At 58.7% G+C, this 24,283-nt stretch carries 20 protein-coding genes; 7 read left to right on the forward strand and 13 right to left on the reverse strand.

Annotated features, from left to right (window positions below):
• The first annotated feature begins 1,354 nt into the window (after positions 1–1,354).
• The 3 genes from hemA (at position 1,355) to ccmB (ending at position 4,615) form a co-directional block, all read left to right on the forward strand.
• Positions 1,355–2,713: a 5-aminolevulinate synthase gene (gene hemA, locus AC0L30_RS17615; RefSeq protein WP_009859364.1), complete on the forward strand. Its 1,359-nt coding sequence runs from the start codon at positions 1,355–1,357 to the stop codon at positions 2,711–2,713.
• A gap of 482 nt (positions 2,714–3,195) precedes the next feature.
• Positions 3,196–3,822, forward strand: a complete 627-nt coding sequence (gene ccmA, locus AC0L30_RS17620; protein ID WP_009859365.1) for a heme ABC exporter ATP-binding protein CcmA — start codon at positions 3,196–3,198, stop codon at positions 3,820–3,822.
• Between the two features lie 130 nt (positions 3,823–3,952).
• Entirely contained in the window at positions 3,953–4,615 is a 663-nt protein-coding gene (gene ccmB / locus AC0L30_RS17625; RefSeq protein WP_009859366.1) for a heme exporter protein CcmB, read from the forward strand.
• 97 nt (positions 4,616–4,712) lie between these two features.
• Here the strand turns inward: ccmB and AC0L30_RS17630 are convergent, their stop codons facing one another.
• The 8 genes from AC0L30_RS17630 to AC0L30_RS17665 all read right to left on the reverse strand — a co-directional run bounded on the left by AC0L30_RS17630 (position 4,713) and on the right by AC0L30_RS17665 (position 12,815).
• Entirely contained in the window at positions 4,713–5,189 is a 477-nt protein-coding gene (locus AC0L30_RS17630; RefSeq protein WP_009859367.1) for a cytochrome c-type biogenesis protein, read from the reverse strand.
• Entirely contained in the window at positions 5,186–7,186 is a 2,001-nt protein-coding gene (locus AC0L30_RS17635) for a heme lyase CcmF/NrfE family subunit (protein ID WP_009859368.1), read from the reverse strand. Before AC0L30_RS17635 ends, AC0L30_RS17630 begins: the two co-directional genes overlap by 4 nt.
• The gene (gene ccmE, locus AC0L30_RS17640) at positions 7,183–7,680 is read right to left on the reverse strand and encodes a cytochrome c maturation protein CcmE (RefSeq protein ID WP_009859369.1); all 498 of its coding nucleotides are present in this window, start codon (positions 7,678–7,680) and stop codon (positions 7,183–7,185) included. Before ccmE ends, AC0L30_RS17635 begins: the two co-directional genes overlap by 4 nt.
• A 3-nt stretch (positions 7,681–7,683) precedes the next feature.
• The gene (gene ccmI / locus AC0L30_RS17645; RefSeq protein WP_009859370.1) at positions 7,684–8,793 is read right to left on the reverse strand and encodes a c-type cytochrome biogenesis protein CcmI; all 1,110 of its coding nucleotides are present in this window, start codon (positions 8,791–8,793) and stop codon (positions 7,684–7,686) included.
• Between the two features lie 151 nt (positions 8,794–8,944).
• Complete coding sequence (locus AC0L30_RS17650) at positions 8,945–9,568, reverse strand: DsbE family thiol:disulfide interchange protein (RefSeq protein WP_009859371.1); 624 nt, start codon at positions 9,566–9,568, stop codon at positions 8,945–8,947.
• Positions 9,565–9,717: a heme exporter protein CcmD gene (ccmD, locus tag AC0L30_RS17655; protein WP_083869754.1), complete on the reverse strand. Its 153-nt coding sequence runs from the start codon at positions 9,715–9,717 to the stop codon at positions 9,565–9,567. The genes AC0L30_RS17650 and ccmD overlap by 4 nt, the downstream gene beginning before the upstream one ends.
• A 10-nt stretch (positions 9,718–9,727) precedes the next feature.
• The gene (locus AC0L30_RS17660) at positions 9,728–10,501 is read right to left on the reverse strand and encodes a heme ABC transporter permease (RefSeq protein ID WP_009859373.1); all 774 of its coding nucleotides are present in this window, start codon (positions 10,499–10,501) and stop codon (positions 9,728–9,730) included.
• Positions 10,502–11,858: 1,357 nt separating this feature from the next.
• Positions 11,859–12,815: a helix-turn-helix domain-containing protein gene (locus AC0L30_RS17665; protein ID WP_009859375.1), complete on the reverse strand. Its 957-nt coding sequence runs from the start codon at positions 12,813–12,815 to the stop codon at positions 11,859–11,861.
• Between the two features lie 486 nt (positions 12,816–13,301).
• Between AC0L30_RS17665 and AC0L30_RS17670 the strand changes: the two genes are divergently transcribed.
• On the forward strand, positions 13,302–14,342 hold the full coding sequence (locus AC0L30_RS17670) for a LysR family transcriptional regulator (protein ID WP_009859376.1): 1,041 nt from the start codon (positions 13,302–13,304) through the stop codon (positions 14,340–14,342).
• 116 nt (positions 14,343–14,458) lie between these two features.
• Here AC0L30_RS17670 and AC0L30_RS17675 read toward each other — a convergent pair whose 3' ends face one another.
• Positions 14,459–15,133 carry a redoxin domain-containing protein gene (locus AC0L30_RS17675; RefSeq protein ID WP_009859377.1) on the reverse strand — a complete coding sequence of 225 codons (675 nt, stop codon included), beginning with the start codon at positions 15,131–15,133 and terminating at the stop codon, positions 14,459–14,461.
• 845 nt (positions 15,134–15,978) lie between these two features.
• Between AC0L30_RS17675 and AC0L30_RS17680 the strand changes: the two genes are divergently transcribed.
• From AC0L30_RS17680 to AC0L30_RS17690, 3 genes are all read left to right on the forward strand, one after another.
• The gene (locus AC0L30_RS17680; protein ID WP_009859378.1) at positions 15,979–17,166 is read left to right on the forward strand and encodes an AraC family transcriptional regulator; all 1,188 of its coding nucleotides are present in this window, start codon (positions 15,979–15,981) and stop codon (positions 17,164–17,166) included.
• Between the two features lie 448 nt (positions 17,167–17,614).
• Complete coding sequence (locus tag AC0L30_RS17685) at positions 17,615–18,271, forward strand: response regulator transcription factor (protein ID WP_009859379.1); 657 nt, start codon at positions 17,615–17,617, stop codon at positions 18,269–18,271.
• Between the two features lie 355 nt (positions 18,272–18,626).
• Positions 18,627–19,016 (forward strand): response regulator transcription factor, encoded by a 390-nt coding sequence (locus tag AC0L30_RS17690; protein ID WP_009859380.1) that lies wholly within the window; start codon positions 18,627–18,629, stop codon positions 19,014–19,016.
• A 38-nt stretch (positions 19,017–19,054) separates the two neighbouring features.
• On the opposite strand, the gene AC0L30_RS17695 is transcribed toward AC0L30_RS17690, so the two are convergent.
• The 4 genes from AC0L30_RS17695 to AC0L30_RS17710 all read right to left on the reverse strand — a co-directional run bounded on the left by AC0L30_RS17695 (position 19,055) and on the right by AC0L30_RS17710 (position 23,647).
• Entirely contained in the window at positions 19,055–19,657 is a 603-nt protein-coding gene (locus AC0L30_RS17695; RefSeq protein WP_009859381.1) for a molybdopterin-dependent oxidoreductase, read from the reverse strand.
• A 179-nt stretch (positions 19,658–19,836) separates the two neighbouring features.
• Positions 19,837–20,361 (reverse strand): PAS domain-containing protein, encoded by a 525-nt coding sequence (locus AC0L30_RS17700; protein ID WP_009859382.1) that lies wholly within the window; start codon positions 20,359–20,361, stop codon positions 19,837–19,839.
• Positions 20,362–20,735: 374 nt separating this feature from the next.
• Positions 20,736–21,449: a response regulator transcription factor gene (locus AC0L30_RS17705; protein WP_009859383.1), complete on the reverse strand. Its 714-nt coding sequence runs from the start codon at positions 21,447–21,449 to the stop codon at positions 20,736–20,738.
• On the reverse strand, positions 21,446–23,647 hold the full coding sequence (locus tag AC0L30_RS17710) for a PAS domain-containing sensor histidine kinase (RefSeq protein ID WP_009859384.1): 2,202 nt from the start codon (positions 23,645–23,647) through the stop codon (positions 21,446–21,448). Before AC0L30_RS17710 ends, AC0L30_RS17705 begins: the two co-directional genes overlap by 4 nt.
• Positions 23,648–24,283: the final 636 nt, after the last annotated feature.

A 24,283-nucleotide genomic window follows, 5' to 3' on the forward strand; every position in this document is an offset into this window, starting at 1 on the left:
ACCTTAAGGCTAGCCTTAAAGCTAGATCCTCGTCGGATACCTGCAACTCAACAAGGCGGCCCACCCCGGAGGAATACTAACGAGCGTTTCGCCCGCGCAACGCATGCCGAAATGATTCGGAGTCACCGGCGTGACAATCGATTGATTGGAGAGATTGCGCTTTGGCAATCTAATCCGCGCGATGTTACTCACCGCGAAGCGTGCGGCGTTGTGCTCCATCGTCCAGCTAAAGCACTTCGTTTCGAGTAGGCCTGGTAGCGTAGCCTGCCCGAACTGTTTCGCGCTTCCTGTCCAGCTCAAGAGCCTGCTTTTGCAAGCATGCCTTGCATGCTCACCGCTAGTCGGCCGGCGAGCCCCACCTTGGCCTTGCTCATGTTGGCGATCCGCACCGGCCCAGCTCTTCAGTTGTGAACAGCCCCTGAGCGGCTTGGTAGCATGATATGGGCAACATCGTAGAGTGCCATGCGCAACGAACCATTGCCCAGCTTGCTGATCCGGCCCGTGTAGTCCGATCTCGCTGGACTGATGCTATTCCGGTGCTCAGGACAACCTCTTGACCCTAGTGGCGTTTGCATCTGCGCGCCGAGCGCATCGTGCAAGGCCTCGAAGGACGAAGGCACAGAAGCGCTTCGCTGGAAACGAATGTTGATGCGACCCGCTTCGCCGCAACTGACCGCGCGACGCTGGATCCCAGCACCTCAGGCGGTAGTTCGCCCTCGTGCATAAGGATCTCGGATCTTCTCCGGCAGCATCGCCGAGAAGATCCGCTTTGTCGGCGGGAGGCCTGATCGACCAGGTGCGCAGGGCGTGACCAAAGCGGCAGCTGATTGTTTCACCACGCGCCGCCGCCAGAAGGATACGACACGTCGGTCGGCAGGCGCGGAGTGACTCTCTCAATCGGTCAACGCCAGCGCCCTCGCTATCGCCCGCGCGATCGTGAACGGCGGCTTCCACGCTCGACTCGGGAACGAGCGAGTTGGAGTAGGCGCTGATCGCACAACGACTGACGCACCACGATCCTGGTTGCTCATCGGCTTGCCACTGTACAAAGGGCGGACCATACCGTCGTCATGGAAAGGGCCGCATCGTAGAACAGGTATGCATTCTGACCTCGCGCAAGGCACGTCTCTACGCTCTGCAATTCAGCCGCTGTCACGGAGAGGACCGCAAAGCCGCCTCGCTGATAGTTGCACCAGAACGGGCGTGCGGTTTTCCGAAATGGACGCAGGCGGGCCAGTTGTAAGCTGGCTCAGGCGGCACCCGACCATAACCGGACCTCATGCAAACTATAACTAATACGAGCGCGAATGCGTGATGAGCTACGACGGTCGAGGGACGGTCAGGAGAGATTGAGATGGACGATCTGGACGTACCAGCGAGTTGGCAAGCAAGGCATCGGCCACACGGAAACGTCAGTAGCAGACGTTTGTGTGTGGACGTAGTGCCGGGGGAACGAGCATTGACGCCGCCCAACGGGACGTTCGCTGCGGACGATCACAATTGTGCGGCCGAAGCTTACGAGCGTCATTTCCACGGCTGTCTTGAGCGCCTGCACGGGGAGCAACGTTATCGCGTCTTCGCCGACATCGAACGGATCTCCGGCCGCTTCCCAGCCGCGAAATGGCGCCGGTCTGACGGAACTGTTAGGGAAATCACGGTTTGGTGCTCGAATGACTATCTCGGTATGGGACAGCACCCGGAAGTCGTGAGTGCACTGACCGCAGCGGCACACCGCTGCGGCGCAGGAGCGGGTGGAACGCGCAACATCGCCGGCAATAATTCCCCCTTGGTTGATTTGGAGGGCGAGCTCGCTGATCTGCATGGCAAGGAGGCGAGCCTCGTCTTTACCTCCGGGTACGTATCGAATCAGGCCAGCATCTCGACGATCGGTAAGCTGATCCCAGGCTGCGTGGTCTTATCTGATGCAGATAACCACAATTCGATTATCGAAGGCGTCCGCCAATCAAATTGCGAAAAGCGGATTTTCCGGCACAACGATCTCGGTCACCTTGAGTCGTTGCTGCGCGAGGCAGGAGACCGCCCCAAGCTTGTCGTGTTCGAGTCCGTATACTCGATGGATGGCGATGTGGCGCCGATCGGCGCCATCTGCGACCTCGCGGACCGGTATGGCGCGATGACCTACCTCGATGAGGTTCACGCGGTTGGCCTCTATGGCGGTCACGGTGCCGGGATCAGCGAGCGTGATGGCGTGATGCACCGCGTGACCGTGATCGAGGGTACCCTCGCCAAGGGATTCGGCTGCGTTGGCGGCTATATCGCGGCGTCGCGATCGATTTGCGACGCGGTGCGCAGCTTCGCGCCCGGATTCATCTTCACGACGGCACTCCCTCCACCAATTGCCGCCGCAGCCCGTGCGTCCGTTCGTTACCTGAAGCACTCGTCTGCCGAGCGCGAAGCACACCAACGGCAAGCCGCTGCAACGAAGCGGGCGCTCAAATCCGCCGGGCTTCCAGTCTTCCCGACCGACACCCACATCGTGCCTGTGATTGTCGGCGATGCGGAATTGTGTAAGGCGGCAGCCGATCGTCTTCTAGAGCGCCACGCCATTTACATCCAGCCGATCAACTATCCGACCGTTCCCCGTGGGACCGAGCGTCTCCGCATCACGCCCTCGCCATATCACGGCGATAGCCACATAGCGGAACTCGCAGCTGCGCTCGCTGAGACTTGGGAGACCCTCTCTCTTGCCTGAGACCCGTGCTTGGGAGCGCCCCCTTCGCAACCGCCTCCCCCAACATTGTGCATCGGAGGGGCATCGGCTACCCGGCGGGCGCGGACCGCGCTGGGAAGGCCTCGCGCCTCCCAGGTTGCGGCCGAGGCCGCCAAGTTGGGGCGACGGACCAGCCAAAGAAAGCCGTTTGAGGAGAGACCCGCCCCTTTTCGACACGCTTTCGGTTAAAAGATGTGATGCGACCCAATCCACTCCTTCTATCACGCTGCTACGTTGCGTGGGTCATCGCGTGGCAGATCTTGCTGCTTACGATCACAATAGGGCTCGCATTCTTCTAATGGGCAGCCCCGAAGAATTGACCTTCGTCATCCTGTTGGGCGGTTCTCCCCAACGGCGCCGCCCTTCGTTCGAACATGCTGATCCAGAATCGTTCATTTCGATAAGCCCTCCAACCCGGCGTTCGAAAGCGATCCGAGCGAGACAACGGGCAACCGGAAATAAAAATGGATATCACGCAGCGGTGTCATCTCTTGATCGAGGATCTGTCCGTCGCGCGCGGCGAGCGCGTGGTGTTAGGCGGAGTGTATTTGCAACTTGGCTCGAGCCAACTCGCCGAGGTGACGGGTCCCAATGGCGTGGGCAAATCCACTCTTTTGCGCGCTATCGCCGGTTTCTTGCCATTGGGATCTGGTCGCATGTCACTGGTGGAGTCCGAAGCCATGGATTCAGCGCCCTTGGCAGAGCGCCTCCACTACGTGGGTCATCTCGACGGGCTGAAATCAGCGTTGACCGCTCGCGAAAACCTCGAGATCGGCCTGGGAATTTTGGGCCAAGGTCGGCTAACCCCGTTAGACGCGCTGGAGCGTCTGGAGTTAGCCCACGTTCTCGATCTGCCCGTTGGCTATCTCTCCGCGGGGCAGCGTCGCCGTGTCGCATTGGCCCGGCTCCTGGTTGCCGATCGCCCTCTATGGCTGCTCGACGAGCCGCTAACCGCGCTAGACCGGCACGCACGAGCCTTGCTCAAGACTATTGTCGCCGACCATCTCGGAAGCGGAGGATTGATGCTCGCCGCGACCCACGAACCACTCGGTCTGCCGGGGACAATCCAAGTCAGGCTCGGAGCGAGGTGAGTGTCTTCCCGCTGAGGGGCGGCCGGCATCCTTATAGCCGTCTGTCTCAAGGTCGGGGGAGAAGAGGTCACGCCGCTTTTCCGAGTTCCCCGGAATGGTCTCGACGCAATGGCGACGCCGGATCGGGGCCATGATCCGTATTCTCCTCGTCGTCTTTCTTCGCGACGTCACGCTGGCGCGTCGCATCGGCGGAGGCGGAGTTCTTGGCCTGGTCTTCTTCCTCAGTCTCGTAACTGTGGTACCTTTCGCGATTGGACCTGACCTGCGCTTGCTATCGCGCATCGGTCCAGCCATTCTGTGGATAGCGGCGCTCCTCGCGAGTCTATTGGGCCTTGACCGTCTGTTCCAGGCGGATCACGAGGACGGTTCGCTGGAGCAGATGTTGTTGTCGCCGACGCCGCTAGAACTCATTGTTCTGGTGAAGTGCGTGGCCCACTGGTTTGTTACAGGGCTACCGCTCGTTCTGCTCTCGCCTTTGTTTGGCCTGATGTTGGACTTGGACGGCTCGGCGCTCTGGGCGGTAGCAGCGACCTTGTTGGTGGGTACGCCAACTTTCACCTTCCTGGGAGCGATCGGTGCAGCGCTTACCGTCACGCTGCGGCGGGGTGGTCTTCTGCTTTCGATCCTCGTTGTACCGCTAGCCGTACCAGTGCTGATCTTCGGTGTCTCCGCCGCGCAGAGTGGCACAGCGCCCGTTCTGACACCCTTCCTGGTTCTCTGCGCTCTGGGACTTGCATCCATCGCCCTCGCCCCAATCGCCGCAGCCGCGGCACTTCGCGGGGCGGGAGAATGACAAGCGCATGCAGCGGAAGGGTTTGCTTGGGAGCTCCCCGTCGCGGAGCGACTCCGCACGCTTCCCAAGCTAAGACGACTTGATCATCGGGCAATGCCTATAGCGGAGTATCCGCGTCTAACAAGGCCGCGAGCCGATCCCGCTCGGCTTGGCTCAAGGGCGCCGCCGGCGTAGGTTGCAGGCGTCGCAATCTGAACAGGAGAGCGATCCCGCCCGCTGCGAGCACCAAAGCCGGCATTCCCCAGAGGAAGGTGGTTTCCAAGTCGAGCGGTGGTCTCAGCAGGATAAAGTTCCCATAACGCTTCACCAGAAAGTCGCGGACCTGCTCGTCGCTCTCGCCGAGGTTAAGGCGTTCGCGCACCAGCAGTCGGAGGTCCCGCGCGAACTCTGCTTTCGAATCGTCGATCGACTGGTTTTGGCAGACCAGGCAGCGCAGTCCGGCGGAAATATCGCGCGCGCGCGCCTCAAGGTAGGGGTTGGGCAGGACCTCGTCTGGCTGCACCGCCCTGGCCAAGCCAGGCGCGAGGCCTGCGAATACGATCGAAAGCAGAAGAATGCGACGAAGCGAAGTCATTCCGCGGCCTGCGGCGCTGCTGCGGGGTTAGCTGGGGCGCGGACGCGAACCGCGCGGCGCGCAAAGCCGATTCTGAGGCGTCTATCAGACAACGACACGATCCCTCCAAACGCCATGATGACACCGCCTATCCAGATGGCCGTCACGAGCGGCTTCCAGAACATGCGCGCATCGATCGAACCATCCGCGTGCTGGTCCCCAATCGAAATGTAGATTTGGCCAAAACCCAGCGTCACGATGCCTGCCTCGCTGACGGTAGTCTGTCGTACGGGAAAACTGCGCTTGGCGGGCTCGACGGTGGCCACGGCCGCGCCGCCCCGGCTTATGACCGTGTAGGCCAGGACTTCGGAGTAGTTCGGGCCCTGTCGCGATTGTAGATTTTCGATAGTCGCTTGATAAGGCCCGAGATCGATCCCCTGACCTAGCTTGACGGTCGCGATCCGCTCCACGCCCCAACCGGTCGCCGCCAAGCCCATAAGTGTCACGCCAAGGCCAGCGTGAGCGATAGCAGCACCCCAGGCGGAGCGCGGCAGCCCGACCGCGCGGGCCAGCATCACTCGAATGGGCTGCCCACGTGCCCAGATACGCGACATCACATCGGCGAACGAACCGACTATGAGATAGACGGCGAGGCCGAGGCCAACCGTGGCGAGGACAGGGCCGCCTCGGATGACGGCAACGAGCACAAGTGCGACCACGAGGCCCCCCAAGGCTGCAACCGTCGCCCGTTGCGCCGCGCCGAGCAGGTCGCCACGCTTCCAGGCGAGCGACTGACCGATCGGCATTAGCAGAACGATCAACGCTAGTAGCGGACCGAGGGTCAAATTGAAAAACGGTGCACCGACCGAAATCTTGTCCCCGGTCAGAGCCTCAAGCGCGAGCGGATAGAGCGTGCCGGTCAGGACCGTAGCGCAGCAGGCGGTGAGCAGCAGGTTGTTGACTGCGAGCGCGCTCTCGCGTGACACGGGCGCGAACAGACCACGTTGGCTCAGGGAAGGCGCACGCCAAGCATAAAGCGCGAGGGAACCGCCGATGAACATAGTCAGGATGATCAGGATGAAGACGCCGCGCGTCGGGTCGCTGGCAAACGAATGAACGGAGGTCAGCACCCCTGAACGCACCAGGAAGGTGCCGAGCAGCGATAGCGAGAATGTAAGTATCGCCAGGAACAGTGTCCAGATCTTGAGGGCTTCGCGTTTCTCCATAACGGCGGCCGAATGCAGGAGCGCGGTACCCGCAAGCCAGGGCATGAGTGACGCGTTTTCGACCGGATCCCAGAACCAGAACCCGCCCCAGCCGAGGGTGTAATAGGCCCAGTACGAGCCCATGGCTATGCCAAGCGTTAGAAAGATCCAGGCAATCAGTATCCAAGGCCGAACGTAGCGGGCCCAAGCGGCGTCCAACCGTCCGCTGATCAGCGCCGCCACCGCGAACGAGAACACGATCGAGGAGCCGACATAGCCGAGGTAAAGGAGCGGTGGGTGTATTGCAAGGCCCGCATCTTGAAGCAGCGGGTTGAGATCCTGGCCTTCAAAGGGCGCCGGAAACCGTCGCACGAAGGGATCGGAGGTGAACAGGATGAAGCAGAGGAAGGCAAAAGAGATCCAGCCTTGGACCGTTAGTGTATTGGCGCGCAATTCCTTTGCCATGCCGCGCCCGAGAATCGCAACTGCCGCTCCGAAGGCCGCGAGAATCAGAACCCAAAGCAGCATGGATCCTTCGTGGTTGCCCCAGACGCCGGCGAGTTTGTACACGAGTGGTTTGGTCGTGAGCGAGTTCTCGGCGACTGTCACGAGACTGAAGTCGGACACCACATGAGCGTAAGTCAGGGCCGCGAAGGCATAGCCCAACAGCAGGAACTGGGTGATTGCAGCCGGGACCGCAATGGAAGTCAGCCCAGAATCGCCACTGCGGGTCCCCCAGAGCGGCAGAACTGACTGAAGCAGCGCGACGGCGAGAGCCAGAGCGAGCGCGTAATGTCCGGTTTCGACGATCATCCTTTCGGTCCGTCCCGTTGTGGTGTTTCGTGGAAGGCCGCGCTATTGCGCCCACGCGGATTTTCGTTCCGCCAAATGCCTGATTGCTTGAGTTTGTCGGCTACGTCCTTGGGCATGTATCGCTCGTCGTGTTTGGCGAACACGGTATCGGCATGAAAGACGCCCGGTCCCTCCACCGTGCCCTCGGCTACGACGCCTTGTCCTTCACGGAAGAGATCCGGCAGCAATCCGGTGTAGCTGACCTGGATGTCGTACTTCAGGTCGGTCACCGCGAAGACGACAGTCGACGATCCACCATAGGTAAGTGAGCCACGTTTCACCAGGCCGCCGATGCGCAGACGGGTTCCTCGCGGCGGCGCCTTTTCGGCCATCTCGGTCGGCCCGTAGAAGAAGACGATACTGTCACGCAACGCAAACAGGACGAGCCCAACCGCGATGGCCAAGGTGAAGCCTGCTGCGCTGATGATAGCGATGCGCCTGCCCTTTCTGGTCAAAGTCTACCTCTTCAAACCAAGCTGACTGACGAGTTCATCGATGCGCTCTGGCGCTTGCGCATCTTCTGCTAACTGGGCGCGCGCACTTGCGACGGCCGCCTCGGCCTTCTGGCGTTCACCCAATACGACGTAGGACCTAATCAGTTGCAGCCATCCCTGAAGGTCATGGCCATCCTTCGAAAGCTTCTCGGCCAGTCCTCCCACCATCCCGCGGATCGCGTCTCTCCGCTGCTCCGGTGGAAGCGCCGCGACTTCAGCCCGGCTTCGGCCGGCTTCTGCTTTTGATTGAGTTGGCCTAGAAGACTTATCCAGGTGTTGGCGGACGGCATCCATCCACGGGGCGCCGGCTGGCGTATCGGCCTCCAGCGCCTCCCAAAGTTGTCTCGCCCGATCTGTGTCGCCATCTTGCTCTACTGCGAGCGCATGGAAGAATCGGGCCAGAGGCTGTTTGGGATCATCCACGAGCGCTTGGTCAATGGCACCGCGTGCTTCTGCAGTCACAACGCCGTCGGCAGCCATCGTCAGGGCCTGCCCAAGAGACGCACGCTCCTCCGCATTTTCGCCGAGCAGCCGTAGCGCCGCCCTATACGCATGCGCCGCATCCTGAAACCTTCCCATGCGCAGGTAAATTGGCGCGACAACCTGGAATCCGCGGCCATCATTGGGGTGGCCCTTCAGACGCGTCTCGACTTCGGAAATCGCGGCAGCGAGAGTGAAGTCCTCACCCGTGCGCCTCGATGCGATCGGCATATCAGGCTGGTTGGGAGCGCCGACCTTGAGATACGACGCGAGAGCCACGAGTGGCAGCACTAGGGCGATCGCCAAGGCCGCGGCAGTGCGTCTCGGCTGCCAGCGCGGCCACGCATGCGGCCGGCTCTCCGACGCGGAGTCGAGTGACGCAAGCAGCCGGCGCCCGATCTCGGCACGCGTGGCCATGGCATCCTCGGGCCCTACGAGTCCGCAGCGGACGTCATCATCCGCCTCGGCCAGAAGGCCGCGATAGAAGGCCACGTCGGAATCGTGATCGCCAAAGCTCTCACGCCGCTCGGAGAGCGACCGGGCCAGCGCCAGCACGATTGCAAAGGTCATCATTGCGAAGACGGCCCAGAGCACGTTCAAGGCCTCCGTCCGTTTTCGCCAATCCGTAACGTACCACGTTTTCGGGCATCCGGCGCGCTTGAAAATCGGACTGCTTCTATGTGTGCCGCTCCCATGGTCCGATCGGCCACTCCCGAATGATGTAAATGGACTTGCAAGGCAGTCGTCATGGACGCTCTGCCCCGGCAATTGCCGCCATCAAAGCAGGTCGACTTGCGTCCGAGATGCCTCCAACCAGCTTGTAGGCGATTGTGCCATCCCCCTTGACCACATAGGTCTCGGGGACGCCATAGACGCCGAAATCGATGCCCGTTCGGCCGGACAGGTCAGTGCCGACTTGTGCGAAGGGGTTCCCGTTCGCGGCGAGATAGGCTAGCGCGTTTCTGGGATCGTCTTTGTAGACGATGCCGGTAAGCGTCACCCCCTGCCGCTGCAGCATCCGGTCGCTCGCCAACGCCATCAGAGCCCCTTGTTCTTCCCGGCACTCGATACACCATGATGCGAACACGTTCACAATTGTCACGTGCCCCTTCCGCAGATCGGCGCTCGACAAGCCGGGTGGACCAGGCGTGCGAAGCCCCTCGAGCGGCTCCAGTGCAAACTGCGGTGCCGGCTTGCCGATCACAGCGGAGGGCACGAGCGACGGGTCTCCGGCGCCGAGCCGCACCAGGAATAATACCGCGATTCCGAAGAAGACTAGAAGCGGGATAATCACCCACAGGCGGGCCAGCGCGCGTTGACGGGCCGTGGTGCTCGCAGGGAGGTGAATCGAAGGTGTGATGTTGCTCATACGCGGCCGCGCGGATCCGAGTGACCAAGTCGCAGACGACGCAGGGTACGGCGCTGAACGCGATAGTCGATGAGGACCGCCGCGATCATCCCGGCAAGCACGGTGCCCGTCACCAGAAAAGTCATTGTGATGAATCCGCTATGCTGCATCACAATCTGCTCAGGACGCCATTTCGACAGGCAGTATGCAAGCCATGGCAGGTTCACCCGCAGCCGCCATCGTGATCGCAAGCCGCCGGATACGGCGTCGCATGATTTCGTTACGGACTGCCATTACGTGGAGAGTCACGAACAAAAGCGAGTATGCGAGCGCCATCACAATCAGCGGCCATAACATCGTGCCGGCAATCGCCGAGCCCTCCATGCGAAATACCGATGCCGGTTGGTGGAGAGTGTTCCACCAATCAACCGAAAACTTCACGATTGGGATGTTGATGAACCCAACCAAGGTCATGATCGAAACTGCTCGTGCCGCCCGGTTCGGGTCCTCGATCGTCTGCCAGAGCGCGATTAGACCGAGATAGATCAGAAACAGAACCAACACGGAGGTGAGCCGGGCGTCCCAAACCCAATATGCGCCCCACATCGGTTTACCCCAGAGGGAGCCTGTGACGAGGCAGATAAAGGTGAAAGCCGCGCCAAGCGGCGCAGCCGCCTTTTGTGCTGCATCGGAAAGTGGATGACGCCAAACTAAGGATCCGAGCGCAAACACCGCCATGAACGTGTAGGCAAGCATCGCTGTCCACGCTGCGGGAACGTGGATGTACATGATGCGCACCGTCTCGCCTTGCTGGTAGTCGGGTGGCGCGGCGAATGTTCCAAGCAGACCAACTGCGAAGGCGAACGCCGTCCAACCCCAAAGCCAAGGCAGCAGCCTTGCGGCGATACGCACGAAATTACCAGGATTGCTGTACGCAGTGAAGTTCAGACTCAAATTCCGATCTCCTCGAACTCAACCTGCAGGCCGGGATTGCTCGCGCTCCCGACGAAAGTTCGTGCCACTCGGGCGTCTACAAGCCGATGAGCATCGCATCACACCGGAGACGATTTCACAAATTACCTCCAGTTATTGTTTTGATGCCCGCTAGGCGCCCAGAGCTGAGCGGCTCCGATTTGTATACTTGGAGTGCCGAAATCGTCCCGTGCAGACGGCACAGCAATTCGAGAGACCGATAGTAGGTGGGAGCCGCGCGCTATTCGATCGCGTGCGACGTCGAGATAGCGGTTAATGCCGCGCTCGATGCTCGGCGTAATGAGCTAAAAGTGACGGCGCTCGTCTCGTGTAAGCGGTCCGCTTCAAAGGGCGCCTTCTTCGTATAGGTCCCTTACTCCGTTTGGATGCCCGACCCGTACGTAGGGTCAATTGAGCAACAATCGCGATCGTCGTATCTATAACGCGTGCGGTGGCCCTCCCAGCTATCGCTGCCCACCTTGGGCGTTTCCTCCCTAGACTTAGGCCGCTTGTGGCAACGCAGGCGGCCCTTTTTTTGTGTGCACTCATTTGGAATTGAACCGAGGTCTGGTCGACCTATACCTCGGCAGGGTCACTTCATACCCTCGCGCAATGGCAACAACTAAGCGCTCGGTGCTACCAGATGATACGGAGCGAGCAGCAACGGAACCGGCCCGCGAGCAGGCAGTTGCAGGACAAGGTCGGCCACGTAATGCTCGACCGGTCTTTCCCATCATCGAGCCGTATGTTGCCAGTAATTACTGTTTACTTCCATGGTTGCGGAGAGCCCCCCAATGATAAGCATCGCCGATCTCTTAATCCGGTTCCGGCAAGGGAGCCGGCCCGCGTCCAATGCTCAAGTTGCGGTTGTGACCGATCGGGATCGATCCAGCATGGCCGAGTTTGTCCGCATCCTGCAGGCCTACGATCAAGGCCGGTACGGCAGGAGTTAGAGGGCGACCGCGTCTCAAGCAGCGAAGAAAATCCGGGACACGGGACCGTCCACACTTGACTTCAATCAGTCATTTCGGTTTCGCAATGCAGGTGCCATCAGTTGCTAATCGGCGATCCGCTTTCGAGGCCATGATCGAATTCGTGACAAAGGATCGTCGCCCAACCACGATGAGCCGCGGCTAACGTTGTTGTGACCACGACAGCTCGGCGACGCGTTTCAGTCGCCCGGGTAGTAACTCGCAAGGCGAGCTGCTGAGGTGCCGTCGCCGCCGGATAATGGGAAATGCCCTGCGACTATCTATCCGATAGCCATTTATCATAAGCTTAATTCAGACGCGATCTTATCACGGCGGCGTTTGGCTGCCCTCACCACCTCGCCGTATGTTCAATCGGAGTTCTGTCCATCACCCTCAGATTCTTCCGGAACGTATCCATGCACTTGGCGAAAGGCACGGAGAAAGCTACTGTAGCTCCTGTAACCGACCGCCCGCGCGATCTGCTCAACTGAAAATGTCCTCGCGGCGAGCATATCGGCTGCACGCTTCATCCGTATTTGCCGGAGCGCTACCATTGGCGAACATCCTATCGTGCGCACAAAGCGCGCCATGAATGCGGATCGGCTCAAGCCGGCCTTTTGCGCCAAGGCCATGACAGAGTGATCGGCCGCCGGCCGCGCTAGCATATCGGCGAACGCAAGAGCGATTTGACGGTCACTCAAAATAGAGAAGCGTTCGAGCCAAACGCTGGTCGAATTGAGACTGCGACGGACGAGCGTGACGAGCACCTGCTTGAGAATGGCGGTTGTCATCGCCTGCATTCCAACCCGCCGGCCGCTGATTTCTGCCAACGCGGCCTGCAACTTTGACCCCACTTCATCGGCTGGTTCGAAGCGCTCGACAATCGGCGTGGAAAGGCCTGCAAAGAGGTCGATCGACGAGCCGTAGGTAGCGCGAAAGTACCCGCAGATCAGCATGACCATCGGGTCCAGGTCCCCGGCGACGAATCGCTGGATTCGCTCGCCGAAGCGCGGATCCCATTGCGCTTCGACCACATTCACTCTCTTGGCCGCTGTGCGGTCATCGACCTCGATGTGAAACGGCTTCTTGGCCGGTGTGATGACAAGGGTGTGAGGTACTAGAGGAAATGCGGAGAAGCCACCCACGACCATTCGTCCGGTCCCGGAAAGATTGTAGTGGATAGCCGGCGCCTCCGCGCTTCCGAATGACAGGCGCCAGCCTGGGCTAACCAAACACTCGATGAGCCCAATGACGTCGACATCCAAAGTTGCCATCAGCACATCGAGATGGGATCGAAGCAATGTAAGATTTGGACGATCGGACATGTGTTTCGGACTCTCGGATTGAGCTGATGTCCTAGTCTTAGGACAGGACAATTGCAAATCGTGGAACTGCATTATGGCTAGGATGATGCGCATCTGCTCGCCATGACCAACTGCCTAAGCGAAGTTGGGAACCTCTTCGACGAGCGTGAGCGTGCCGCGCTTCCCGCGGCCCTCATTTCACTGTCCAGAACTGACGCCTTAGGAGATCCCCAAATACAAAAAGCACTTAATGGAAAGGTAGGCGAGGCGATCCCAATGCAAACCTGACATTAAACTGGTCTCGCGTACGATGTTCTAGCAACCGCGACCTCAATAGGAAACAGCATCGATGCGAACGCTTTCAGCAAGACGCGGCCGGCAATTCCGAGCCGGCGCACAATACCTGTTTCCTCGGAAGCTCCGCGAGCAACCGCTTGATCATCACCCCTGCCTACTATGGCAACGAACCGAACGGCCCGTACCGCGGCAAATGTTTCGAGTATGACTATGCAGCTGCAACTTTATCAGGTGCGATATTTCTTAGCCCTAGCAAAGACGCTAAATTTTACGCGAGCTGCGGAGCAATGCAATGTGACGCAGCCGGCGCTGACAAAGGCGATACAAAAGCTGGAGCAAGAACTCGGTGGCGCGCTGATTCACCGTGAACGTCATCTCACCCAGCTCACCGATCTGGGCAAGATGATTTTGCCCACGCTGGAGAAAATATTTTCCGCCGCCGAGGCCGTACGGCTTCAGGCACGAGGCTATCAAAAGAAGACAATAGCCCCGCTTAAGATCGGACTGGTGCCGTCAGTCTCCGCCGCACTCATTACGGAATTGCTCGTGGAGCTCGCCAGGATCATCCCCGATCTTCGAGTCGATCTGCGCGAGGCCGATGCCAACGGGCTGGTTGCGATGCTTTTGGATGGCGAGATCAATGCCGCACTTGTCGGTGACGCCATGGAGCTGCCTGAGCGTATCGACCGCTGGCGCCTGTTCGAGGAACGCTGCGTGCTCATCTTGTCTCGGAAACATCCGATGGCCAGGCAAACCGTCATCCTGCTCGAAGACTTGCATGAGTTGGTCTTTCTCGAAAGGGTCGGATGCGACGTCGCAGACCGATTTAAGCGGGCTTGTTTTGCCGGCCACCCAGGCCCCAAGGTTGTGCACAGGAGCGATCAGGAAAGGCATCTTCAGCAAATGGCATTCGCCGGTTTGGGGGCCATCTTGGCGCCAGAGCACGCTCCCAGACTACCGTCGCTCGCCACTGTCGGAATTGAGGGCGACCCCGTCCGGCGCGAGGTGCAGCTTTTGGCCGTGGCGGGGAGGCAGTATTCGCCGGCGCTTGACGCCTTCATCAAGGTTGCTCGTGTTCGCGACTGGACGAGTGCGTTGGACAAACTCCGCCGCGCATCTGCCCCTGACTCGAACAAGGACAATGTTTGCACCGCTGATGCACAAGGTGCAGGTTCCTTGATCCAAATCACGGGCCCCGGCCCCGCCTCCTCATGCCCGAGCTTGGCACGGGCATCCAACCGTCGTTGCTGAAGTGACGCGAAGTCGTGGATGGCCAGGACAAGCCGGGCTATGACGCAGTTGCAGTGGCCCATGCGCAGCCTCTTGAATTGACTTGTCTCATTCCGGTCGGCCTCGAAGGACGAGGCTTAGGCCCATCCTATTTCGGACAGGGCAGCAAGTAAGGTTTCGGTCTGCGCTCCCGTGATGGAGTCCGGGCCGACAAACGCTCGACGGATGATCCCTCGTTGGTCGAGGACATAGATGGCCGGCATCGGCAACATCCAAAAGGAGAAGCCATGGGGAGCGCAGAGATCGAGTCCGAGCCGCAAGAGATGGCTCTTTACGTCCCCCGGCACCACGGACAACAGGCCGAACGAAAGGCTCACCCCAAGATCTAGGTCGGAGAGGAGTTCCAGATCCAGTCGGTGGTCGCGTTTGAAATTGCGCAGCAAGTCCCCTGTCTCGGGCGTTATCGCAATTACTCTGGCGCCAGCAGCGCGGATACTAGGGATGGCCCCGTGAAGAGCGCGTAGACCAGCTGCGCACATTGGGGACCAAGTCCCGTAAACGAAGATGACAATTAACGGTGCAGTTTGTCGCAATTCCAAAGATGAAACGAGCTTTCCATTTGCCTCGGGCAGAAGAAAATCGGGGGCAAGTTCGTTCGCCTTCAGGGCGCCGTCAGGAATACCGGCCTCTTGCAACCATGACGAAAGCAGGCGGTCGGTCCGGATGTCCAGCATGCGTAAACCGCTCAAGGTCTCCGCAGAGGGTTCGACCTGCGTACTAGCCGGGCGCCCCTTTGAAACTTCATCGCCCATTCTGGTCCTCCCCGGTGCGCCCACGGTACTTGGCAGCGGATGTTTCTTCCATGGTGACCGAGCGTTTTGGAAAGCGAAAATTCAACTTTGGAATGGTAACCGTCCACGAATAATCGTTAGGAATAGTCGCCGCCCCCAGTATCGCGATGCGCGCGGGCAGACGAACAAGTAGGCAGCAGCTTCCGTTGAGGAGGTCACGACCCTTTCACCGCGCCAGGGCTCCTGCATACCGAGCGACACGATCGAGGAGAGACAATAGCCAAGCATCGAGCTGGACGAGCTGGTACACCAAGAGTGTCCTTCGAACCGATACCTGATCGCTGCACGACGCATTGGGTCCCATTAGCGCGTGCCCTATTCGGCATTTTGTCAGGAGTGCTTCTGCAAGATGCAGCCGCGAGCCACGACAATCGGTGAGCAAGCCAACCTCCTCAGTCGAACATCTGTTGCTGATAACGTATGCCCCGACCGACAGAGGCGCCTTCTAGCCCGCACGGCGTTGAGGGAGACAGACGTAACCAAATTGAGGTTTGCTTGCCCGCCGCTTCAAAAATCAGAGTCGGTGAAGTGACGCCGCGCGCCAAATAGGTCGGAGCCGGGATATCCAAAAGTCGCAGCCCTGCTCCGCCAAAAGTCTAATCCCGTTTTGCCCTTTCTGTCAGACATGCAAACGCGAGTGCAATTGGCGACTTCCGTGTCGCAGGGCAGGCTCACCTCGCATCCCTTGTAGCAGCTTTCGGGGAGGATCTGCCGCTCGGCCCGGCGCGACGCCCTACTCCCAAAGCAGGCACCGCGATCGCGCAACGGTATGGATGAATGCAGTCCTGAATCGGAGTTCGAATTCCATGCGTCCAGCCAATGATGACCAGTTGATGCCACGAGTCAAATTCCAGCAGACGGGTGAAGCGATGTTGGAACGCCGCCGACCACTTTCGCCCTCCACGCCGCGACCCGAGCTCCAGCAAGTCCCTTTTTGCAAGGAGCTTGGAAAGCCACGCGATTGGCGCCACGGCCCTGAAGATCGGCAACAACTTTCAAGATCACGAATGTTGCTGCCGATAGCTCAATCTCCGATCATTGTTTGCGACCATGAGCCACTCATTTTCGATCCAACTCGCCAATTGGATGATCAGGTGCCGGCGGACTTGATCCATCCCGTTGTCGAAATTTCTCCTCGCGAGGCTGTGGCACGCCTCACCATAACGGGGCACGGCATGACGGCCGAATCTGTGCGATCCACAAATCGAGGCAAAATCCAACATCAGTATCGGGCTCCAATGCATATGCTCGTCATGTACGAGAAGGGGGAGCGCCGCGATGGAGAAACATTTGTGGAAGGTCTGCCGCCATCAGCCCTCCGGAACCTCGAGCGGAAGCTGACATTCGTTCCTGCTGGCCGCGAGTTTTACGATTGCCACGAGCCGCGCGGATCGCAGATGCGGCTCATGTACTTCTACTTCGACCCTGAGAGGCTGAGGGCTCTTTCTAAACGTGGCATCACCGGCCTGCCGGACTCCCCACGCCTACTGTTCGAAGACGAAACGCTATGGAACACCGCGCTCAAGCTGAAGACGTTCGTCGATAGCTCTGCAGGAGACCCGGTCTACTTCGAGAGTCTCGGTAGTTTGCTCATGCATGAAGTCGTGCGTTTCACTTGCGGGATGCCCAGCATTCAACGTCAACTCCAAGGTGGTCTTGCACAGTGGCAGCAACGGCTCGTCACAGCCTACATCCAGGAGCATCTCAATGAGCGGATACCGATTGGCACGTTGGCGCAGCTCGTTCGTCTTAGCCCGTATCATTTCTGCCGGGTGTTCAAGCAATCTCTCGGAATGCCGCCTCATCGGTACCAGACCAAACGTCGCGTTGAGCAGGCCAAATTACTGCTGGCAAACCGCGCAGGCTCTATGACGGAAATCGGTCGGGCGGTCGGCTTCAGCAGTCGTAACGCGTTCGCCACAGCGTTTCGGAAGGCGACGGGAATTGCTCCCGCGGAGTACCGCCGAAGCGTGGCTCCTCCGATAACCGTATGAATGAATTGCGCCGTCGCGCTCAACTTTGCCATTCGAAGGTAGCGTCTCGGTGTCACATTGCGATGAGGACGATCGGGCGTTGGATGCCCGTCAAGAAAGCAGGTTACGGACCTTAAGAAGGCATGCATCTGCCGCTGGTGGCGAAGAGAGGCAGAAAGCCTATCGCGGGACTTGGACAAAGCGACCGAAAGCAAGCGGCGCCGGGAAAAGGACCCGCCCAGAGCGATCCTAGGGACGTTTCGCAAATCTGTAGCTGCTGATAGGCTGGGCGCGAGACTAGGTCGATTGTAGTCATCACCCCTATTTTGGTCCGACCGATGAAAGGTCAGATCATCTTCACGCGCAAACGATCGCGTTCCACGCTGGAACTCGCGGAGTGTCATTTGTTGAATGGTCTTCGTGAAGATGATAGTTTTACACGGAATCGTCGGTTTTGGCGGAGTATCCCGTGGCGCAGCATTCAATTCAAAAGCGTGCGGTAGCTGAGGAGCCAACTATCGTCGTGGTTGACGACGACAACGACTTCCGCGCCTCACTCGGGGACCTGTTCAACTCGGTTGGCTTCAAGGTCAAGATGTTTGGCTCGGCAGCGGAGCTGCTGCAAGGCGAATTGTTGCCCGACGCGGTGAGCTGCCTCGTACTTGACGTCAGATTGCCGGGCCTAGGCGGTCTCGACGTCCAAGCCGAGCTGTCGAAAGTGAACGCTTCCATTCCCATTATCTTCATGACCGGCCACGGCGACATTCCGATGTCGGTCAGGGCCATGAAGGCAGGCGCTGTGGATTTTCTAACCAAGCCATTCCGCGATCAAGACATGCTGGATGCAGTCACGATCGCGCTCGAGCGCGATCGGACGCGGCGGAAGACCCAGCAGTGGCTCACGGAATTGAACTCGCGTCTTGAGCGATTAAGCGCGCGCGAGCGAGAGGTGCTGGCTCTCGTGACGACTGGCTTAAAGAACAAGCAGATCGCTTTTAAGCTGGAGATAGCTGAGATTACTGTAAAGGCGCACCGCGGTCATGTTATGCAGAAGATGGGTGCGCAATCGCTGGCCGAGCTTGTCAAAATGGCGGAGACGCTCGGTATAAAGTCGCCCCGGTCTTAATCGCTTCCTGCTTGCACGTGGGTCCATCAGCTAAGAGGGTTATTATTTGGGCAAATCAACTGACGGCTTAATCGCTTGCCGCCAGGCCCTGCTGCCGCGTCAAGCGCGACGGCCCGACATCAGCGCACGCGTTCGGACGCGGCCCAAACTGGGCTGAACTATTCACATGGTCTGCATCGATTATTCCTAAGTATAGCATCGGTTGTTCCAAAGTGTAGCACCGCCCGTCCGCCGTACAATCGCCAATTCAGACCCTTGTCGTTAGGGTCCAATGGTGTCCGCGCAGTGCGCTTCCTGAGATGGACACGGAACGCGAGATGCGGCGGGCCACCTCCCCAGTGATGAAGGCGGGGATATGTCTAGCGAGAGTCAAATTTCGATCATCGATGATGATGAACAATCTCGCTCAGCCTTAGCGGGTCTCCTGCAAGCGATGGGATTTACGACTGAGACCTACTCGTCCGCAGTGGAGTTTCTGGCGTCTCCAAACGTGCGCGATAGCTCCTGTTTGATCGTTGATGTCCACATGCCGCGCATGACCGGGACTGAGTTGCATAGCCGCTTGGTAGGATCCGGCTATAATATACCAACGATTCTGATCACCGCTTACCCCGACGACAGCGCGCGAACTCGGGCTCTGGATCAAGGCGTCGTTGGCTACCTGACCAAACCCATCGACGAAAAGGTTCTATTCGGATGCGTCGAATCGGCTCTACAGCGCGCGAAATCAGATGAAAATCCCTAATCAGCAATCGATCGGCTGCCGCGCAGGAAACGTACCCTTCAGCTCGAAAATCGTTGCTCTTTGAACGGGTCCCCGTAAATGTGAAATCCGTTAAATTCCCACAAGCCCGGCGATTCGCGATCCAAGAACTGGATCCCGCGCACCCATTTCACGCTCTTATAACCATAGAGGTTTGGAACCACGAGCCGGAGCGGGTAGCCATGTTCGGCCGTAAGGGGTTCGCCGTCATGCCGCAAGGCGAAAACCGTCGTCGGGAGCAGAAAGTCCGAGATTGGCAGGTTCGCCGTGTAGTTGTTCTCGCCATGGATCATCACGTGCCGCGCCTCTGGCCGCAACGTTACTCGCTTCATCAATTCTGCGGCGAGAATCCCTCCCCAATGGTTGTTGAACCGGCTCCAGCGCGAGACGGAGTGCAAGTCAGCAAACACTTCACTTTGCGGCAGTTTGCAGAGCGCTTCCCAGGAAAGCCGCAGCTGCTCCTCTACCAGGCCGAACACGCGAAAATCCCACGTCGTGGGAGCAAAGACCGGCACCGAGCCCACATGCAGCACCGGCCACTTGAGGGTCAGCGACTGCCCTGGGGGCAGCCGCCCAGCGTCACGCATCTCACGCTCCCGTTCGCGTCGCTCGTTCGGTTGCACGAATAGCTCCTCCGCAAAGTATGGCGCGGCCTAGTTGGCGCACGCGGTGATCTCCGGGGCATGAAGAGCGGTCACCCGGGTTGCGTCGGGCATCACGGAACATAGGTTCTTGGTACCCTACATTCCGAGAACCGAACTACCAAGGCTCTAGTCCAGCCCAAAGTGGCGAAGGAGGAGGCTCACTCCTCCCCGTCACCGATCTTGGAGTTAGAAATACTTGCAGGCTCGGAGAGTAAGCCAGGAACAGTCTTGCTGGTGTTGTGACGGAAAATGTTGACGGCTCCGATCACCTCGTCCTCGTCGTCGCGAATCGGAAAGACATTAACGAGGGCCAGAAGACGATTACCGTTGGGCTGTTCGCAGATGACATCGGCGTTCCGAACGGTGCCGCCGTTGTTGATCACCACGGAGGGGGGTGCAAGTTCGTGCGGCATCACTTCTCCCGAGGGGTAACGAAGAAGGTGTGACCCGCAATACTTTTCTGAGGTTCCCAGAGAAGGCGAGCGTCCCCAACCCGCGATTGCAGCTTTGTTGCACTTGACGACGGTGGCATCCTTTTCGAGAACGTACATCCCGACTGGGATAGAATCCATTGCCGCTTGGTCCGCAAGAATCCCTTTTGCGACGAGATGTCCGTCGACCAGTTCTCCTCGGAAGTCGATTTTGTCGAAGTCGCCATCCAAAATCATCTTGCTTGTTGCCATGTTCAACCTCCTTCTGCGAAAAAAAGCTCCAGTGCATTTAACGGAGTTTCCATTTCGCGGCCGTTGACTCAACCCCAACATGCTAACTTGCACAGCCGGCCGTCGGTACCTACCATTTTGTAGTCGCAGATAAACAATGAGAGGGCAGTCCTTTCGTTTCGTTTAGGCCAACTACGATCGGGTTCAGAACCCGGCCTCTTCGCTTATGCGACATTAGAAAAACGCCCGCTTCAGTTCATGAGCCCGCGCGGACCCGTGGGGCCTGGCAGCGGACTCATTGGGAGCGCAGATGGTGGAGCCATCCAAGTCTTGTGGTGGGGTCCAGATGAACGCCCGCATCACGCCCAATGGGTTCCTCGAAGATGGTCAAAGAGTCACTTCGTTATATCGCCGCGCCCCTTCTGTTTCCCTGTGACGTGCTTCGCCGTGCGGCTCATGCGAGGCAGTCCTTCCGGGTCCGCGGGGTTTTCGTCATCCGCCTTGAGCCGATCCGCAATTCGTACCAAATCCGCCAGCGAGCGCGCGTCCATTTTTTGCATAATTTGGCTACGATGAACGCGGACAGTTACTTCGCTGACGCCAAGTTGGCCGGCAATCTGCTTGCTTACGCGCCCCTTTGCAAGCAAAGTCATGATTTCCGTTTCTCGATCGGTCAGGCGCGCAAATCGCTCGTGGATTTGCGCCCGAGCGCGTCCTTGCGCGGCGAGCGCACGGTGGCGTTCAATCCCTTGGCGTACCGCATCGAGCAGCTCTTGCTCCCGGAAAGGCTTTGACAGGAACTCTATTGCACCTGCTTTCATGGCCCGCACTGACATCGCGATATCGCCATGGCCGGTAATGAAAACAATAGGCGTATCGACGTGAGCCGCGACTAGTTGTTTTTGCAACTCAAAGCCGCTTGCACCTGGAAGTCTCACATCCAGAACGATGCAGCTCGGTAGTACCGGAGGGTTGGTGCCCAAAAACGCCTCAACTGACTTGAAGAGCGCGACCTTCACTGAGATCGTCTCCAGAAGGGCACCCAAACTTTCGCGGACGAATTCGTCATCGTCTATGACGGCAACGACGGGCTGGTCACTCTCGTTCATGGTGCATCTGCAATGGGTAAGCTGAATTGAAAAACTGCTCCAAATGGAGCGCCTGGGGTCACCGAAATCTGTCCATCGTGGGCTTCGATTATCGAACGACAAATTGCCAAGCCCATACCCGTTCCGTTGTGTTTTGTCGTGAAGAACGCGTCGAAGAGTCGATCGATCACCGTGGAATCGAATCCAACGCCGGTGTCGTGGAATGAGATCTCAACCATTCTGTCATCCAGCACCCGAGACCTTATCGAAAGGGTCCTTGGACGATCCTTCACAAGCATCATTGATTCGATGCTGTTCAGTACGAGATTCAGAATGACTTGCTCCAATTGGACGCGGTCGCCGTTGATCCGCGGAACCGACTCGTGCAGATCAGCAAGCGTCGTTATACGGTGCTTGCGAAATTCCTCTTGCGTTAGCTTCATGACATCACGAATCGCCTCAATAATATCGAGCGGGGCCTTTCCAACCGGGGTTTTGTTCATCAACGCCTTAATGCGGGCGATTATATCGCTCGCGCGTCGCGCGTCCTTGGCCAACCGCTGGGCAGCCGCCCTCGCTCTGGTGAGATCCGGCTCCTCCGTGCTCAACCAGTGGAGGCACGTATCGCTATTGGCTGCAATGGCCGTCAGAGGTTGGTTGATCTCGTGAGCGATGGACGCAGACAGCTGCGCCATCGCAGTAAGACGGGTCACCCGGGTCAGCTCTTCCCGCGCTCCGCGTAGCGCCTCCTCCACTCGTCTCTGATCTGTCAAATCGCGCACAAACGCGGTGAAGTGCCAGGTTTCCAGCCGAATAGCAGTGACAGTCAGTTCGACGGGGAATTCATGTCCAGCGCTGTGGAGCGCCGTTATGTCGATGCGTCTGTTTAGTATCGGGCCTTGCCCGGTTGCGAGAAAATGCTCACACCCTCGCGAATGAGCCTCGCGATACTGCATGGGGATAATCGTATCCACGATCCGCCTGCCGACCGCTTCATCGCAGGACCATCCAAACATGTGTTCGGCGCTTTTGCTCCAGCCCGTAATTATATCACGCGCGTCAATCGTGATGACAGCGTCGAGGGAGGAATCCAAGATCAATCGCGTTTGGTCCTCGGCCAGACGAAGGTGTTCCGCCGCGCTTTTGCGTAGTGTGACCTCCGTCGTGATGTGGGCGGTCGCATAGATTCGACCGTCCGCATCGACGATTGGGAACTTCTGAACTGCGCCCCAGCGCGGACCTATATCGGTCGTAGCAAGCTCCTCAAGCATCACTTCGCCCGAACGAGGCACTTCTCGATCGTTCGTTCGAAGTGCGCCCGCTCCGCGCAATTTAGATAGGTCATCCTCGGTTTTACCAATAATTTGATTGCGGAAGACACCGGTGACCTTTTCAAATTCGCTGTTGACCAGCAAAAAGCGACCATCAGGGTCCTTAAGAAAGATCGGGTTGGGGCTACCATCGATGATTGCGAGAAGCCGTCTCTCCCTATCCACCAGCGCGTCCCTCTCCGACCTCAACTCCTGAATATCCGAACTAGAGCCGACGAACCGGAGTACCTTGCCCCGGGCGTCTCGCACCGGGACCGCACGATCAAAGTGCCAACGATAGGAACCGTCTGCATAGCGAAACGGTGCCTCAAACGTCCAGCCTCCGCCAGATCGGACACCGTCCCAAAATATGCGGGACACACGTTCCTTATGGTCCGGATGCAAAGCGGAAAGAAAGGGCGGAAGATCGCTTGGACTCTTTCTCCACGTTTTTAGCGGCGCCGTGCAATAATCCGCCGATAGGCCGGTCGCATCCAGATAGAATTGATTGACAAAGTCACAACTGCCATGCCGCGTAACTGTCCACGCGACCGCGGGCAATTTATGCAAGACCTCGAGTTGCAACCGTGATCGATCGAGGACTTGCTTATACTGGTCTATTTCGTACGAAAGGGCTTCCGAAGCGGTTTTAACCTCGCCCATGCGACGGCGTTGGGCTCGTCGTTGAGCCATGATGTTCTTCTTTACGCTGCGGATCTGCTCGGGCGTTAAACTGCCTTCCTCCCAAGGCTGCCCTTGACCCTGCCCACTTCCGCTCGGTTTCGAGGAACCGACGTGGCGATCATCGACAGCAATCTTCTTGGAAGGTCGCGCCCGTTGGCGCGTTGCATTTGCGCGTCCGATTACCGTCCGCGTTTTCTTCCTCGACTTGGACTTCAAACGAGTCATTTGTAGCTGATCTCGTGTCCAGTATCCGCGCAGGGCTATTTTGCCGTCACGCTTGCACTCAAGTTACACACTAATCTCTTTTCGGCGCGCCGGCTCTGTCCCGGGCGACCTACCATGAACCTGCCGAGGAGCAGGCGCAAATCCGAAGGGCCTTGTTGCGGGCATTGCCCTTAAACGGCAGCGATGGATCATAACAGATCGCCCATCAAGATGAATTGAAGCGCCGGATCAAACTGCCGAAAGCCTACATATAACCGCTGGAAAGTCGATACGGGATGCGCCAGTTGCTCGCCTATTCCTATCTCATGGAACCGATATTTGGCCAATCTGCAGCAGTCTCGCTGGGATGCCAGTCCCATTCGAACTGGTAGCTAGTGGCGCAGGCTGCGACGCGGTGGGGCACAGAATGCGAGGCCCGCAAGCGCAGATTCTTCCATCGCCGCGCCCTTCAGGTCTCGTCGCGCGATTCCGGCGGACTCGTTGGGATTTCCCGCGGACGGGCGGCTTTGCTGTATCGAGCTACACCACCACCGGGGACACGACCTCGCCACGGATGATCATCTGGTCACCATGAGCCTGTGAAACAGCTCCATCCGCTCTTTGAGGCATTTGCAAATAGACAATCAGACGGCCGGC

The organism is Bradyrhizobium sp. MI1.11 (assembly GCF_055811255.1).